General features: G+C 42.2%; 16 protein-coding genes. 13 read left to right on the forward strand and 3 right to left on the reverse strand.

The features are described 5' to 3' along the window. Positions 1–143 precede the first annotated feature (143 nt). Both KQP93_RS07050 and KQP93_RS07055 read left to right on the forward strand, forming a co-directional pair. Positions 144–986, forward strand: a complete 843-nt coding sequence (locus KQP93_RS07050) for an isopenicillin N synthase family dioxygenase (protein ID WP_217876460.1) — start codon at positions 144–146, stop codon at positions 984–986. A 171-nt stretch (positions 987–1,157) separates the two neighbouring features. After that, on the forward strand, positions 1,158–2,606 hold the full coding sequence (locus tag KQP93_RS07055; protein WP_217876461.1) for a DEAD/DEAH box helicase: 1,449 nt from the start codon (positions 1,158–1,160) through the stop codon (positions 2,604–2,606). 53 nt (positions 2,607–2,659) lie between these two features. On the opposite strand, the gene KQP93_RS07060 is transcribed toward KQP93_RS07055, so the two are convergent. Continuing rightward, positions 2,660–3,412: a DUF3307 domain-containing protein gene (locus tag KQP93_RS07060; RefSeq protein ID WP_217876462.1), complete on the reverse strand. Its 753-nt coding sequence runs from the start codon at positions 3,410–3,412 to the stop codon at positions 2,660–2,662. Then, entirely contained in the window at positions 3,409–4,023 is a 615-nt protein-coding gene (locus KQP93_RS07065) for a hypothetical protein (RefSeq protein WP_217876463.1), read from the reverse strand. The genes KQP93_RS07060 and KQP93_RS07065 overlap by 4 nt, the downstream gene beginning before the upstream one ends. A 156-nt stretch (positions 4,024–4,179) precedes the next feature. Here KQP93_RS07065 and KQP93_RS07070 point away from each other — a divergent pair, with 156 nt between their 5' ends. From KQP93_RS07070 to KQP93_RS07120, 11 genes are all read left to right on the forward strand, one after another. After that, on the forward strand, positions 4,180–4,674 hold the full coding sequence (locus KQP93_RS07070) for a LabA-like NYN domain-containing protein (RefSeq protein ID WP_188727521.1): 495 nt from the start codon (positions 4,180–4,182) through the stop codon (positions 4,672–4,674). A gap of 370 nt (positions 4,675–5,044) precedes the next feature. Further along, on the forward strand, positions 5,045–5,959 hold the full coding sequence (gene nagK, locus KQP93_RS07075; RefSeq protein ID WP_217876464.1) for an N-acetylglucosamine kinase: 915 nt from the start codon (positions 5,045–5,047) through the stop codon (positions 5,957–5,959). Further along, a complete protein-coding gene (gene nagA, locus KQP93_RS07080; RefSeq protein WP_217876465.1) occupies positions 5,959–7,071 on the forward strand; it encodes an N-acetylglucosamine-6-phosphate deacetylase in 1,113 nt (370 codons plus the stop codon). The genes nagK and nagA overlap by 1 nt, the downstream gene beginning before the upstream one ends. 63 nt (positions 7,072–7,134) lie before the next feature. Continuing rightward, positions 7,135–8,265: a transmembrane glucosamine N-acetyltransferase NagX gene (gene nagX, locus KQP93_RS07085; RefSeq protein ID WP_217876466.1), complete on the forward strand. Its 1,131-nt coding sequence runs from the start codon at positions 7,135–7,137 to the stop codon at positions 8,263–8,265. Between the two features lie 210 nt (positions 8,266–8,475). Next, entirely contained in the window at positions 8,476–9,270 is a 795-nt protein-coding gene (nagB, locus tag KQP93_RS07090) for a glucosamine-6-phosphate deaminase (protein ID WP_217876467.1), read from the forward strand. A 114-nt stretch (positions 9,271–9,384) separates the two neighbouring features. Then, positions 9,385–10,302, forward strand: coding sequence for an NAD(+) diphosphatase (gene nudC, locus KQP93_RS07095; protein WP_217876468.1), 918 nt, complete (start codon positions 9,385–9,387; stop codon positions 10,300–10,302). A 19-nt stretch (positions 10,303–10,321) separates the two neighbouring features. After that, positions 10,322–11,500: a cystathionine beta-lyase gene (locus KQP93_RS07100; RefSeq protein ID WP_105173963.1), complete on the forward strand. Its 1,179-nt coding sequence runs from the start codon at positions 10,322–10,324 to the stop codon at positions 11,498–11,500. 115 nt (positions 11,501–11,615) lie between these two features. Further along, complete coding sequence (locus tag KQP93_RS07105) at positions 11,616–12,434, forward strand: ABC transporter permease (protein ID WP_217876469.1); 819 nt, start codon at positions 11,616–11,618, stop codon at positions 12,432–12,434. Then, positions 12,431–13,339, forward strand: coding sequence for an ABC transporter ATP-binding protein (locus KQP93_RS07110; protein ID WP_217876470.1), 909 nt, complete (start codon positions 12,431–12,433; stop codon positions 13,337–13,339). Before KQP93_RS07105 ends, KQP93_RS07110 begins: the two co-directional genes overlap by 4 nt. Positions 13,340–13,341: 2 nt before the next feature. Next, positions 13,342–13,716, forward strand: coding sequence for a PH domain-containing protein (locus KQP93_RS07115; protein ID WP_217876471.1), 375 nt, complete (start codon positions 13,342–13,344; stop codon positions 13,714–13,716). Positions 13,717–13,936: 220 nt separating this feature from the next. Further along, complete coding sequence (locus KQP93_RS07120; protein WP_062564210.1) at positions 13,937–14,725, forward strand: putative porin; 789 nt, start codon at positions 13,937–13,939, stop codon at positions 14,723–14,725. A gap of 57 nt (positions 14,726–14,782) precedes the next feature. On the opposite strand, the gene KQP93_RS07125 is transcribed toward KQP93_RS07120, so the two are convergent. Beyond that, positions 14,783–16,633 carry a M2 family metallopeptidase gene (locus tag KQP93_RS07125; RefSeq protein ID WP_217876472.1) on the reverse strand — a complete coding sequence of 617 codons (1,851 nt, stop codon included), beginning with the start codon at positions 16,631–16,633 and terminating at the stop codon, positions 14,783–14,785. Between the last annotated feature and the right edge of the window lie 127 nt (positions 16,634–16,760).

Below are 16,760 nucleotides of genomic sequence, written 5' to 3' on the forward strand. Positions count from 1 at the left end.
TCAAAGTTAAGGAGCTAAGCAAGGTGGGGCGGACATAAGTCCTTATGTTTTTGCCTGTGTTTCTCTATCCTCGCGAAGCGCTATAATGAAGAAATGCTATGCTTAGCACTGACTTCTAGAACCTTATTCACTGGAAAAGACAAATGCAACATTTACCTACCGTTGATTATAAATCGGGCGATGCGGCCGCTCAATTTGTTGAGTCACTAAGAAACACAGGTTTCGGTGTATTAAAAAATCACCCAATCCCTCAGTCATTAGTTGAGTCTATTTACAAAAATTGGCAAGAATTCTTTAATTCTGAGCAAAAGCACGAGTTTTTATTTTCAAAAGAAACACAAGATGGTTACTTCCCACCATCAGTGTCAGAAGTTGCAAAAGGCTTTACCGTTAAAGATATTAAAGAGTATTACCACGTTTATCCAAAAGGCCGTGTTCCAGCACAGCTAGAAGAAGAAATCCGTGAGTACTACCGTTTAGCGAATGAATTTGCAGCAACATTATTAAGCTGGGTTCAAGCTGAAGCACCAGAAGAAGTGCGTGCTAAGTTCTCTATCGACCTTAAAGATATGATTGCTAATTCTGAGCAAACACTCCTGCGTATTCTTCATTACCCTCCAATGACAGGTGATGAAGAGCCAGGAGCAATCCGTGCGGCAGCGCATGGTGACATCAACTTACTAACTGTATTACCTGCGGCAAATGAGCCAGGTTTACAAGTACAAAAAACAGATGGCGGTTGGTTAGACGTACCATGTGATTTTGGTAACCTGATCATCAATATTGGTGACATGTTACAAGAAGCGTCGGGTGGTTACTTTCCATCAACGATTCACCGCGTGATCAACCCAACGGGTAAAGCGTCAACGAAATCACGTATTTCGTTACCACTATTCTTACACCCGCGCCCTGATGTTGTGCTTTCTGAGCGCTACACAGCAGACAGCTACTTACAAGAGCGTTTACGCGAACTTGGTGTTAAGTAAAGATTGGTTATAAGACAAAGCGGCATTTGAGCCGCTTTTTTTATGTCTTAAATTTGTCTGCTAAGTTAACCATTAAGTACTAGTTTGCAAATAATTCCATGCATTATTGACTATCCTAGGTATAATGCGCGCACTTCGCCGTATCGGCTGAATTTTTTAAAGAGAGATAGTATGAGTTTTGATGGGTTAGGTTTATCACCAGCTTTAGTAAATGCAGTTTTAGAAAAGGGCTATGAAGCACCAACGCCTATTCAATCACAAGCTATCCCTGCGATCATTGAAGGCCGCGATGTTATGGCCGCAGCGCAAACTGGCACAGGTAAAACAGCAGGTTTTACGCTGCCGTTAATTGAGCGTTTGTCAAAAGGCTCTAAAGCGGGTGGCAACAAAGTACGTGCATTAGTATTGGCACCAACTCGTGAGCTGGCTCTACAAGTAAGCGAAAATGTTGAGCAATACGCTAAGCATTCAAATGTTAGCTCATTTGTTGTTTATGGTGGCGTTAAAATTAATCCGCAAATGATGCGCCTTCGCAAAGGTGTTGATATTTTAGTTGCCACACCTGGTCGTTTATTAGATCTACACAATCAAAATGCTGTTAAGTTTGATGATTTAGAAGTGCTGATCCTTGATGAAGCTGACCGTATGCTTGATATGGGCTTTATTCATGACATCAAACGTATCATTGCTAAATTGCCTGCTAAACGTCAAAACTTGATGTTCTCAGCGACTTTCTCTGATGAAATTCGTGAACTTGCAAAAGGGCTAATCAACGACCCCGTTGAAATTTCAGTTGCGGCAAAAAACACCACAGCTAAAACGGTTGCTCAATCTGTTTATGCGCTAGATAAATCACGTAAAACAGCATTACTTAGCCATTTGATCCGTACTAACGATTGGCAACAAGTATTGGTGTTTTGCCGTACCAAGCATGGTGCGAACCGTTTAGTTAAGCAGCTTGAACGCGATGATATTGTTGGCGCTGCGATTCACGGTAATAAATCGCAAGGCGCTCGCGTTAAAGCACTCGAAGGCTTTAAATCGGGTGAAGTGCGCGTACTAGTGGCAACTGATATTGTAGCTCGAGGCCTTGATATTGTTGAGTTACCTCACGTTGTTAACTACGATTTACCGAATATTTATGAAGATTACGTTCACCGTATAGGCCGTACGGGCCGAGCGGGTGCATCGGGTCATGCTATATCGTTTGTAACAGCTGATGATGCCGACGATTTATATGGTATTGAGCGCTTTATTGGTGAGCTTATTCCGCGTGCAACTGAAGCAGGCTTTGAGCCAAGTAAGCCGGTTGCTGAAAAGCCACTAGATACGCGACCAATTAAGCCGAAAAAGCCAAAGAAACCGAAAAAACCAAAAGCACCAGCTCAAGATGGTCAAGGTGCAGCAAAACCTGCACAAAAGCCAAAACCTAAATCGCAAAAGCGACCTTCACAAGGTAAGTGGCAGGGTAAGGGTAAAGAGCAAGGCCAAAACCCAAAAGGTGCTAACAACACTAATAAGTCGAATAACAATAAACCAGCAGGTAATAAACCTGCGGGTAATCGTCAGCGTGTATCGGGGCCATCTCGCCCAAGACGTAAACCCGCTGCGGATAGTTAATAACAGTAAAAACAAAAAACGCGCAATTGCGCGTTTTTTGTTTTTCTAAGCGATTAAACGAGTTTAATGCAATATAAGGTGGCGACACCAATAAAGAGTGTCACGGTGACACTTAACAAAGTGCCCAGCATGACATATTCAGTGAGTTGTTTTTCGCTACTTTCTTTTAAATCACCGAATCGAAAGATAGATTTGGCCGCTAGCAGAAAGCCCACGCCGCCGTATTCACCTAGCAAGATAAAGCTCAACATTAACACTCGTTCGAGCAAGCCAATAAAATGCCCCGCGGCAGGAATACTGCCTTCATTGTTTATCTGAATATTGATTTTCTCCAGCATCATGCGAATAAACACAGAGCTTGGGTTAAGCACCAATAAATAAGCTGCAATAACAAACAAGGTATCGAGGGCAATCAGCTTCTGCCACGCTAAACTATAAAATTCATTCTTATCACTAAGCCAAACGCTCAGCATTACAATTACAACAAGATGCGCCAACTGGTCGAGTAAAAACGGCACTACGCCTTTATTTGAATACGACTTTGCCAAGTCGATAACATAGTGGCTTAGCATAATCGCAACAGTTGCTAACAATACACGAGAGAACTCTTGCCAGCCGTATGTATATTCCCACAGTGTGAGCACAGCTAAAGAGGTCACGCCGTGTGTTAATACGTGCAAATAGAGCTTACTGGCACGAAAATGACGGTTGTTCCTGTCGTGCACCCAGCTCATTGGTTGCCAATAAAAGTCAGCAAGTAAGTGACCCAGTACTAACGCGGTGAGTAATAGAGCAAAACTGGTCATAACAATCCTTTGAGTGTGGTTTGGCTGTAATTTATAAAGCGCTCGATAAGTTGATAATGGGCTAGGTTGAGTAACTTTGTGACATTCTCTCGGCTAGTATTAAGCTCTTTGGCAAGCTCTGCATGGCTGCTGTTCTCGGCGGTTAAATAATAAAACAGCGCATTGGCCTGCTTTTGACTCATTTTTTCAAGCAGTACTTCGACAAAAGCAATATTAAGCGCAAAGGCTTCTTCAAGGGTGTTATTTTCAATATTTAACACTAAGCGTTGTTGGCTCATGTTATCTAAACCACGGCCTGATAAGGTATAAGCACTGCCTGTGGCTGTTTTTATATCGGCGCGGGGGTTGTCGAGTGAGCCAATAGCCAAGCTTTGTCGCAGCTCATAATTGGCTGCCTTCATTTGCAAATACAACAAGATGGCTGCATGACACACCAGTTCAGGCTCTGTTAGCTGTACTTGCAATGCATCACCACGATAAATGGTGAAGCTTGCATCAAAGCGCTTAGCAACAAAGCGTAAGCTTTGATCAAGCTGATAAAGCATGGCATCGTATTCTTGTTGTGGAATTTTTTGTGATTTAATTAAATCACCGCTGATCACCGCAATCATTATGATCCCTTAGATTAAGTAACTTAATTTAGTTACATTGCTATAAGTAACCAAATTTGGTTACTTTGTTTTATGTAACCAATTTAGGTTACTTTTTCGTAAATATCAACCTAGATATGCTACAGTGAACACAAATCACTAAAGAACAGAAAAATTATGTCAGCAGTTGATAAGCCAAGAGTCGGTATTTTTGTAGATGTACAAAACATTTATTACACCTGTAGAGAAAGCTACAAGAAAAATTTTGACTACAATGCCTTTTGGGCACAAATGAGCGAACGCTACCAAATCGATTGTGCCATTGCGTATGCAATTTACCGTGGCGATGAAAAGCAATCGCAGTTTCAAAATATTTTGCGCGCAATTGGCTTTGAGGTAAAACTGAAACCTTTTATTCAGCGCAAAGATGGCAGTGCGAAAGGGGATTGGGATGTTGGCATTACCATTGACATGCTAGAACATGCCAAGCAGCTCGATAAAATGGTATTACTATCCGGTGATGGTGATTTTGCATTATTACTTGGTCACTTAGCAAATAAGTATCAGCTACCGTGTGATGTCTATGGGGCAGAGCACCTCACCGCTGATATTTTAAAGCAAGCCGCTGCTGAATTTCATTGTATTGATGATTCACTGCTGCTATCAAGGTAAAAAAATATTCCTATAAAAATAAAATGTTTAACTAAAGTATTATTTCAGCTAAGCTAACATTAGCTACACTTGATGATAAATAAAGGAATAGTCACGCACAACGCACTAAATTATGCAAAAAAGCATAAATAAAGGTGTTATAGGACATTGTTGATGTGGTTTCTAATTTTCTTGTCTTTTAAATAAAGCGTTTTAATTCAATAAATTAAAAATAAATATGAAAGTTATACGAATTTTTATAAAAAATATAATGACAACGCTGTCATTTCTTGTGTAACATTAAATCAACAAAGGTTGAGATGATTTCGCATTCTGATAAGAAAAATAATGCGATTTAGACAAAAACTAAACGAAGGCTAGGGGTCGTTAAATGATGGCGAAGAGTGTGAATGAGGACCAATTGTTTATTGGTATTGATGGTGGCGGAACGAAATGCCGAGCAACTATCTACTCTGTTAAACAAGGTGTATTAGGAACTGGCCTAGGTGGTCCTGCAAATCCATTACATGGTTTGGAACGTACTCTCGAATCTATTATGGTCTCAACACAATTAGCACTTCGTGATGCGGGTTTACCGCTTGAAACCGTTCATCAGCTTTATGCCGGCTTAGGTTTAGCAGGCGTAAACCTACCAAGCTTGTACGACAAGATTATGGAATGGGAGCATCCATTTAAACAAATGTTCCTCACCACTGACTTACATACAGCCTGTATTGGCGCCCATGAAGGGAGTGATGGTGCGGTGATCATCACAGGCACTGGCTCTTGTGGGTTTTCTTGTGTAAATGGTCGCACAACTAACTTTGGTGGTCATGGCTTCGCTCTAGGAGATAAAGGCAGTGGTGCCTGGATGGGTCTTGAAGCAATAAAAGCGACCTTGTTAGACCTTGATGGTCTAGGCGAATCAACAAATCTGACTAACGTGATCACCGAGCATTTTGCAGCTGACAATGCAATGGCGATTGTTGAGAAAATGTCTGGTCAGCCTTCGAGTAGTTTTGCCAAATTAGCCCGCTATGTATTTGAAGCAGCCAATCACAATGACAAAGTTGCGGTTTCGATTGTTAAAGAGGGAGCTGATTACGTTAGCAAATTAGCGCAGCGCTTATTAGAGAATAACCCGCCACGTTTATCTATGATTGGCGGTTTAGCCGAGCCATTAAATAAGTGGCTTGCAGAAGATATTGCGAAACGCGTTGAATCTCCTATTCAACCACCGGAAATGGGCGCTGTGTATTTTGCTCAGCAATCCGTGCTTGAACAAAACCAAGAGGTAAGTTTGTAATGACGATTTATCATGCAAGTAAATTGTTTACCGGTGACGAATTTTTATCTGACGTATACTTTAGCGTCGACAATGGTGTGTTTAAGCGTGTTGAAGCAGATGCTAATGCCGTTGCATTAACGGGTTTAGTGGCACCCGGTTTTATTGATGTACAAGTGAATGGCGGTGGCGGGGCGTTTTTTAACGCTGAACAAACGCCAGATTGCTTAGATAGAATAGCCAAAGCTCATGGTCAGTTTGGTTCAACAGCGATTATGCCAACGCTAATTACCGACCAAGTCGAAGTCATGGCAAAAGCGGCCGATGCCACTGCACAAGCAATTGCTGAAGGTGTTCCGGGCGTAATGGGTGTGCACTTCGAAGGGCCGCACCTTTCATTAGGGAAAAAAGGCACCCACAGCGAGCAATTTATTCGTCCAATCACAGAACAAGAATTTGCAATTTACGCCCGCCAAGACTTAGGCATTAAAATGGTTACCTTAGCACCTGAGAATGTCAGTGCTGATGATATCGCACGCTTAGTCGAGTGTGGTGTAAAAGTGAGTATTGGCCACACCAATGCAGACTTTGCGACCACCAATGCTGCACTTGCTGCAGGGGCTGATGGTTTTACCCACTTATTTAATGCCATGTCAGCATTTACATCACGAGAGCCTGGTGTTGTTGGTGCTGCACTTTGGGATGATAACAGCTGGTGCGGCTTAATTATTGATGGTCACCATGTACACCCTTCATCAGCAAAATTAGCAATTCGCAGCAAGCAGCGCGGAAAAATTATGTTAGTCACAGATGCAATGCCACCTGTAGGGACTGACGATATGGAGTTTGATTTTTTTGATGGTCGTAAAGTTATTCGTACTGGCGATCGATTAAATTCAACGACCGGTGAATTAGCAGGCAGCGTACTTGATATGGCAAGTGCGGTGCGCAACACAGTGAACACATTGGATGTTAGCCTTGCTGAGAGCTTACGTATGGCATCACTTTATCCTGCACAATATTTAGGTTTACATAAAAAAGGTCGCTTACTGAGCGGTTTTGATGCTGATTTTGTTGTGTTAGACGCACAGCAAAATGTACAAGCCACCTTTATTGCTGGAAAAGCGCTATAACAAGCTTCCCTGGTAAAAACCCCGCCGTTGTATCGCGGGGCTTTTTCTATTTAAGGTAATACAATGACAACAACACAACCAACAAGAAAACGTTTGGCATCGCTGGATGCACTGCGCGGCATGGATATGTTTTGGATATTAGGCGGACAGTCACTATTCGCAGCGCTCTTCGTTTTAACTGGCTGGACTGGCTGGAAAGTTTTTGAAGCACACACCGTGCATAGTGTTTGGCATGGCTTCACATTTTACGATCTGATTTTCCCATTGTTTATATTCTTATCGGGTGTGGCGATGGGGTTAGCCCCCAAACGCATTGACCATTTACCGTTTGATGAGCGCAAAGTGTATTACCGCAAGGCGGGTAAACGTCTTTTACTATTGTGTTTATTAGGTATTTTGTATAACCACGGCTGGGGCACAGGGATGCCAATGGCGTTGGATGAAATTCGTTATGCCAGTGTACTTGGCCGCATCGCTATTGCGTGGTTCTTCTGTGCAATGTTGGTTTGGCATACCAGTTTACGAACACAAATTATTACCGCTGCGGCTATTTTAGTGGGTTACTGGTTTCTACTTTGTTTTGTTCCAGTGCCAGGTGGCAGTGCCGGCGACCTTTCAGCTGCAGGAAGTTGGAATGCATGGTTTGATGCGCACTTACTACCAGGTATTAGTTATCAAAACCGTGTGGTAGACCCTGAAGGTGTATTGTCGAATATCCCTGCGATAGTCAATGCATTAATGGGTGTGTTTGCAGGTCAATTAGTGGCTCGTGCCCAGAAAATTGGTGAGTGGAAAATGACCGCCTTGTTGTTCGCCGCAGGTGTGGTAAGTGTGTGTTTAGGTTGGTTATGGGATTTACAGTTCCCAGTAAATAAAGAACTTTGGACCAGCTCATTTGTGCTTGTAACCGTTGGCTGGAGTGCCATATTGCTCGCCGTATTTTATGCACTGGTGGATATTCTGCCAGGGCAACGCGCCGCGTATCCTTTTGTGATCATAGGTGCAAATTCAATTATTATTTATTTAGCGTCAAGCCTTGTGAATTGGGGCTATGTCAGCCAAAGCGTATTTGGTGGGGTGGTTCGAGCTGTGCCAGAGGTATGGCAACCCCTGATGGCGGTGATTGCATTATTAGCAGTACAAATGCTGGTATTGCATTGGATGTATCGCCGTAAGATCTTTGTTAGTGTTTAATAATTATTAAACACTAACATAAATAGTAATTTTTTATTCACTTTTACTTTACAAAGATAAAACTAGAAGTGATAATGACAGCGTTGTCATAATGGTTGTAGCTACTGCATCGTATCCTGGCAGTGGTTTGATCTAAAACCCAGCTCGATTGCACGTGGGGTTGGGTTTTAGGTCCCATTTTTTTCCAACTTATAATTAGAGCTAATCGATATGCAAATAGTGATTCTTGATGATGCAGCCCAAGTTGCAGCGTATGGTGCCAACATCTTTGCGAAACAATTACTAAAAAAACCAGTCTCGGTACTTGGTCTCGCCACAGGTTCAACACCTGTTGCTTTGTATCAACAACTGATCGAAAAAAATAAAGCGGGCGATATTTCGTTTAGCCAAGCGACAACATTTAACTTAGACGAATACTTAGGTTTAACTGGCGAGCATCCACAAAGCTACCGCTACTTTATGAATGAGCAGCTGTTTAACCATGTTGATATCGACAAACAAAACACCCATGTACCGCCAGGTGATGCAGTAAATCCACTTGTTGCTTGTACTGAGTATGAACAAAAAATCACAGCCGCTGGTGGTGTTGACGTACAACTACTTGGTATTGGCCGTAACGGTCACATCGGTTTTAATGAACCTTCATCAGGTTTGACATCACGCACCCGTGTTAAAACACTGACGAAAGCGACGATTGAAGACAATGCGCGATTTTTTGATGAAGGCGAATATCAACCGCATTTATCAATCACTATGGGTATTGGCACCATTTTAGAAGCAAAAAAGGTAGTGCTTTTGGCGACGGGTGCAAGTAAAGCGGATGCCGTCCACGCCATGATTGAAGGCCCGTTAATGGCTAAATGCCCAGCTTCAGCACTGCAACTTCATAAAGATGCGGTGATCATCATTGATAAAGCTGCAGCAAGTAAATTAGAAGATTTAGAGTTCTATCAGCACATTGAAGCTGAGAACCAAAAACTACAAGCGCACCTAGCGACCTTGTAAAATTGTGAGAGAGAATAAAAAAGCCCAGTTTGGGCTTTTTTTATGCCTGTAATAAATTGGGTTTATCATCCGCTTATGGTAGTTTTAGCGAGTTAACTATTTTCAAGGAATGCCATGCTGAATTACTCTCAAATGCCATTGGATCGTGCATCAAATCGCCGAAAAGATCCAAAGTGGTTAAAGGCTCAAATGAATTCTCAGAGTCGCTGGTTATTGGTCAATAACAATCAAAGTTTATTTGTTAAAGACAGTCCTGAAGTGTGTTATTTACGCTTATCTCAAGTGGATCATCTCGATTTATCAAAAGGCATTTTATTGGGGTTAGACGACGATGATGTGGCTCATTTTGCTTTAGATGTCAGCCATGTTCCAGATTCACTCATTGAGCCTATGCTCAATGGCGCTGAATTTGTTGATATTCGCAAGTTAGGCCCACAAGTTGAGCTAAAACAAGGTTCGATTGCCGCACTGGCAAGGGGTTTGTGTTTTTGGCACGCAACGCACCGTTTTTGTGGTCGTTGTGGTCATGAAAATAACATGGTTGAAGCAGGGCATTCACGTTTATGTGAGAACCAAACTTGCCAGCATCAAACTTTTCCGCGAACCGATCCTGCGGTGATTATGATAGTCACAAAAACCTTTTCAGATGGGGTTGAGCGCTGCTTGCTAGGCCGTCAAGCAAGCTGGCCTGACGGTGTTTTTTCAACTCTTGCTGGTTTTGTTGACCCAGGTGAAACACTAGAGCAGGCCGTTGCCCGCGAAGTTATGGAAGAAGCTGGTGTTGCGGTGAAAGATATTCAATACATCGCTTCACAGCCTTGGCCATTTCCATCATCAATTATGTTTGGCTTTATGGCCACAGCAGTTTCAGAAGATATTCAAGTAGATAAAGATGAGTTAGACGATGCAAGATGGTTTAGCCGTGCTGAACTTAATGAATTCGGCCAATGGCATGAGCAGGGCAGTCACCTTAAACTAACCCGACAAGATTCTATTTCTCGATTTTTGGTTGAGCACTGGCGCAACCTGTAAAGCACAGCTTGGACAAATTATGACAAAGACAAATAAAAATACCCAAATCGTCTCTGCAGGGCGTAAAAAAGCATATACACAAGGGGTTGTGAACCCTGTGGTGCAACGTGCATCAACGGTAGTATTCGATTCAGTGGCTGATTTAAAAGCAGCGGCGAAGAAGCGAGGTGACAAAACGTTATTTTATGGCCGTCGCGGTACGACGACACATTTTGCTCTGCAAGAAGCGATTACTGAACTTGAAGGCGGCGAAGGCTGTGCGCTGTATCCATCAGGGGCGGCTGCAATAAGCAATGCACTACTCTCGTTTGTGAAAACGGGCGATCATATTTTAATGGTGGATACCGCTTACGAGCCAACCCGTGATTTTTGTGACAAAATACTGGCTGGATTAGGCATTGAAACAACCTATTACCCGCCGGGAATTGGTGCAGGGATTAGTGAGCTTATTAAAGATAACACTCGCGTATTGTTTTTAGAGTCACCTGGCTCAATCACCATGGAAGTGCAAGATGTGCCAGCCATGGTTGCTAAGGCAAATGAGCGCGGTGTAATGACCATGCTAGATAACACCTGGGGGAATGGTCTGCATTTTAGACCGCTTGAGCATGGCGTAGATATTAGTATTCAAGCTGCTACAAAATACATCGTTGGTCACTCTGATGTGATGATGGGGGTGGCGGTTGCTAATAAAAAGTATTGGCCAACCCTTCGAGAAAATTCATACCTACTTGGTCAATGTACCTCTGCAGATGATGCCTATTTAGCATTACGTGGTCTGCGTACTATGGCTGTGCGTTTAAAACAGCATGAACAAGCTGCCATCGAAGTGGCTAAATGGCTTGAGACGCACCCATTAGTTGATCATATTCGCCATCCGGCCTTTGCAACGTGCCCGGGTCATGAGTTCTTTAAGCGAGATTTTGATGGCAGTAACGGCTTATTTTCATTTGTAATGAAGCAAGGTAATCAACAAGCGATTGATGCGTTTTTAGATAGCTTGCACCATTTTAAAATGGGCTTTTCTTGGGGTGGTTATGAGAGTTTAGTCACAGCAAACCTGAGCATGAAAGGGCTACGCTCTGAAACAGGTTGGTCGCAAGGCCCGGTAATAAGGCTACACATTGGTCTTGAAGATGTGGCTGATTTACTAGCCGACCTTGACCAAGCGCTTGCAGTGTACGAAAGCCACCTCTAGGTTAAAAGTTTATACTTTGTTACATAAGACCCGCTTGTCGGGTCTTTTTTTTCTGGTAATTCAAGCTGTTTCAACTTAGTGTAATTCTAATAATAAAATTCATTAAGGATTATGAGTGACGCAGTTACATCCTAAACGTCTTGCACAAATTGCCCAATTTGAGCTGGTACGACTATTTCTGACCAAACGTGGTTTGTTGGCGGTTGCCGCTTTTGCCATTTGTTGGCTACTTATTTTACGCTATCCCATTGCCCAATCTGTGACCTTAATTAGCTCACCTGATTTTGCCGACTTTGCAAGGCAAGCATTTGGCGCCATTGGCATTAGTAAATTACTTGATTGGCCTGAATCTGAACTTGCCGTTTACTGGCTGATTGCTTTATTTAGTTTCCCAAGCTTTTGTTTGTTTTTATGTAGTGACCAAACAGTGGGTGATAGGCAACGAGGTACGTTACGCTTTTTATCACTTAGAGCTACTCGTTCAGAAATTATTATTGGCCGCTTTTTAGGGCAGCTACTCATTTTAGCGGCATTGTTATTTGTTACCTTGATGGCAACGGTTGCAATGCTCGGCTATCGTGAGCCAAGTTTGCTGCTTTCTGGCTTATCACGAAGCTTTATGTTGTTATTTTATTTGCTTGTTGCGGTTATGCCATTTATTGCTTTGATGAGCTTTTTGAATACCTTTGCCCGTTCATCGCGTCTTGCATTTGTGTTGGCTATTTTGTTCTTTGCTGGCGGTAATATTGTGATTGGCTTACTAACATGGCAATGGCCTGCATTTGAGGTTTTAAATTACATATTTCCGGGCTATCAACTTGATTTAATGGCGGGTCAGCGTGCAGGTGTCACATTGGCTCTTGGTTTACCACTTTTACAAACGGTAGTGCTACTGGTTGCTGGTGAACGAATTTTTGCGAGGAGCTCATTATGACCGTTTTAATTCAAGCACAAGGCTTGTCAAAAAACTACGGGGCTAAACGAGCGCTCGATAACGTTAGCTTTGAGATAAACAAAGGGGCACCGGTAGCGCTAGTTGGTCCAAATGGTGCGGGTAAAACAACGTTATTCAGTTTGTTATGTGGCTATATATTACCAAGCTCAGGAAAGCTATCGGTGATGGGTCATACCCCAGGCAGTGCGGCGTTATTTGGTAAGCTAACCGCGTTGCCGCAAGATGCCCAGCTTGATCCTCGTTTTAGTATTGCGCATCAACTTAACTTTTATGGTCAATTACAAGGGCTCAGTGGTGCGGTTCGTAAAAAAGAAACGGCTCGTGTTTTAGAGCTCGTTGGTTTGTCAGAAGTGGCTAAGCAGCGACCAGATGACCTTTCTCATGGTATGCGTAAGCGAGTGACGATTGCACAGGCATTAATTGGTTCACCTGAAATAGTGATGCTTGATGAAGCAACTGCAGGCCTTGATCCAATTCATGCTCGTGAGGTAAGGGAGCTGGTAAGTTCTTTAAGTAACGAAGCAACATTTATTTTAAGCTCCCATGACTTAACTGAGCTTGAGCGATTATGCTCTGGGGTTTTACACCTCGATAAAGGGGTGTTAAGTGAGCATCAAGCCCGTTCTAGCACGCAGGATAATAAACACTTTATTACGCTGCAGTTAAATCAACAATATGATGATGTAGAAGCAAAGCTTGCTGGCCTTGCCCAAGTACATCATGTTTATATGAGCCAAGCAAAAGAATATGTGATCGAGTTTGAAAAAACCGCTGAGCCTTTTGATATCAATCTTCTACACTTTTGTTATCAACAAGGTTGGCAGTATCGTCAACTGGTAAATGGTCACACACTCGAAAACCAAATTTTTCATAAGGAGAGCTAATTATGGGTCTATTAAGCGGATTAATGGGTAACGCAAGTGAAGTCGATAACGATGATTTAGAAGAGCTGCTTGCTAATACCCTGATTGATGGTGAAACAGTACAAAAAGCCTATAAAGTCATTCGTGATATGTTCATCTTTACCAATAAAAGATTAATTATTTTTGATAAACAAGGTGTTACTGGTTCTAAAGTTGAAATGCTGAGTATTGCTTACTCAAAAATAACTAAGTTTAGTAAAGAAAGTGCTGGGCATTTTGACCTTGATGCTGAACTAAAAATTTGGGTTGGTTCAGATCCAACGCCAATCAGCAAAGACTTTAAAGCAGGAGATAACATTAATGAGGTTTATAGAATTATAAGCGAGTTTGCTTTATAAGGTACTGACAAGCTTTATTTTTTCACTAAAAGTTGGCTTAGAGACGCAAGTTTCGGCCAACTTTTTCTTTACATTTGCCGACACTTTATTACAATTAATCAAGTAAAAACAAATGCTTAGTTAAGTTTCCATTCAGTTTTCTCACGTTAGCATGTGCCCAACTTAGCCATCAGGCTAGTTTTCAACAGCAATGAAACAATGTTAATAGGGAAATCTGTTTATGAAAAAGTTAGCAGTTATTATTTCGAGTATGCTTCTGTCAACTGCCGCGACTGCTGCGGATAGTTACCAATCAATCAGCCATTTAGGATACATGGACACCGATGGCAACGACACAGTAAGTGTTGACTCAACATATTACTTCGCGCCAAAGAAAACAATGGGTCCATACGACCAGTTTGAATACATCAACAGAACAACCAACGTATTTGGTTCGTACGCAGATGATGACTTTGGTGATGTAACTAACATCGGTGGTGAATACTTCGTACAAGATTTTGTATTTGGTGCGGGTTACAGCAACTACGATTACGGTTCAGATACTGATTTATTCAATGTGTCTGCAGGTTACTTCTTTAATCCTAACCTTCTTCTTAAAGCGACATTTATCGACGTAGAAGACGGTGATAACACTGTAATGTTCGACCTTAAGTACAATCACCAGCTTAACAGCACTGATTACTTAGGTTTCACATTCACAGCTGACGATGAGTTTGATTACCGTGCAGTAAATGCAAAATACTTCATGGATCTTCAACAAGGTAACTACCTAACAATTGAAGGTACAATCTCTGATACAGACGATAGCGGTAGCTCTTGGGAACTAGGTTCTAACTATTACTTCTCTAAAGCAACGTCAGCATTTGTAACGTTTAACAAAGAAGATGACTACAGCTTTGGTGCACAGCACTTCTTTAACAAAAACGTTGGTTTAAAAGCAGGTTATGCAAACAACTGGGATGACTCAGACTACGATGCATACTTTGCAAACGTAAGCTTACAGTTTTAATCATTAATTTGATGATATAAAAAAGCCCGCATTATGCGGGCTTTTTCGTTTTTATCATTACCAACCGCACTGGCGGCCTTCATTTTGCTCATCAAGGTATTTTTGTAACGGTGCAAAGTAATCTAAGATTGCTGTTGCATCCATTTCTTCTTTACCAGTGATAGTAGCAAGAGCTTCTTGCCATGGGCGGCTTGAGCCCATTTCTAACATTGCATTTAGTTTTTCACCTGCCTCAGCAGAGTTGTATACAGAACAACGGTGAATCGCTTCTTCGTTACCGGCAATTTCACATAAACTTCTGTGGAAGTCGAATTGTAAAATGTGCGCTAAGAAATAACGTGTGTAAGGCGTGTTTCCTGGTACGTGATACTTGGCACCTGGATCGAAGTCTGCTTCGCTACGTGCGATAGGCGCTTGTACACCTTGGTATTTTTCACGTAATTCCCACCACGCTTTGTTGTAGTTCTCTGGTGTTACTTCACCTGAGAAAACTTTCCAGCGCCATTGGTCTACTAATAAACCAAATGGGATAAATGCTACTTTGTCTAATGCCATTTTCATTAACAGGCCGATATCTTTTGATTCATCAGGCACTTCGTCTAATAAACCAATTTCTTTTAAATAACCCGGCGTTACAGAAAGAGCAATGGTGTCACCAATCGCTTCGTGGAAACCATCGTTCGCACTTTCTTGATAATAAATAGGCTGCGTGTTGTACGCGCGTTGATAGAAGTTATGGCCTAACTCATGGTGAATAACAGAGAATTCTTCACCTGTGCGTTGAATACACATCTTAATACGTAGGTCGTCTTTACTATCAATATTCCAAGCTGACGCATGACACTGTACGTCACGATCTTGTGGTTTAGTGAATAGTGAGCGCTCATAGAAGGTATCTGGCAATGGCGCAAAACCCATTGAGGTGAAGAACTTCTCAGCGCCACGTACCATTTTAAGTTCGTCGTAATCGTGTTCAGCTAATAGTTCTGTTACGTCATAACCAGGATCGGCATTTTCTGGCGCAACAACATCGTAAATGTTACCCCACGTTTGTGCCCACATATTACCTAAAAGGTGTGCAGGGATAGGCTGGTCTTGAGGTACTTTATCTTCGCCATATTTTTCACCTAGCTTGGCACGAACGTGACAATGTAATGAATCATAAAGCGGTTTAACTTGGCCCCAAATACGGTCGAGTTCTTTTGCAAAATCATCGGCTGGCATGTCGTATTTACTACGCCACATAGCACCTGTATCTGCATAACCTAGCTCTTTTGCACCTTCATTGGTGAGGGCAACTTGTTGCTCATAAAGCGGGCGCATAGGTTTTGAAACTTGACGCCAACCTTGCCATAAATCAAGCAATTCATTGTAATCACGGCTCGTTGCCATTTTGGCCGTCATCTCGCCAAGGCTTAAACAGCTACCATCTTCTTTACAGTATTTACCTTTACCATAAATACCCCCTAGCTCAGCCACTAATTGTGAGAGCTTAGCTGTTTTTTCAGCATCTTGTGGTGCAGGTAAGGTGAGGGCTAGTTTAAGTTTATCGAGTTTACGACGCGCATCGTAATCAAGCTCTAAACTATCGAATTTTGCAGCTTCATTAGCAAGGCGAACAACGGCTTCGGTCATCTTGCGATTTACTTCAGCAGATAGTTCAGCAGTATCATGGGTAATGAAGTTGGCATAAATCCACTCAGCACGGCTTGCCTCTAAATAAAGCGCGCTTAATTCTTTTTCAGTAGCGGCGATAAATTTATCGGCATCTTGTCCGGTTACTTGGCTTGTTTTGACTTCAGCAGTCGTTGTTTTATTGCTCGCAGCGTCATCATTACAGCCTGTAAGTGCAAGTGCGCTTGTGACCATAAGCGCGCTGATGCTGAGCTTAAATGGAGTCTTTTTCATAACGTTCCCTAGAAGTTTATTGTTATTTATTGCCCATGCATAATAGCAGTGTCTTAGTAAACAACAAACTGCCTAGTCGAAAACAACCTAAGTAAGAGCTGCTTACGTTGTATTTATGGCACGATCA

Origin of the sequence: Pseudoalteromonas shioyasakiensis, assembly GCF_019134595.1 — a bacterium.
GTDB classification, from domain to species: domain Bacteria; phylum Pseudomonadota; class Gammaproteobacteria; order Enterobacterales; family Alteromonadaceae; genus Pseudoalteromonas; species Pseudoalteromonas shioyasakiensis_A.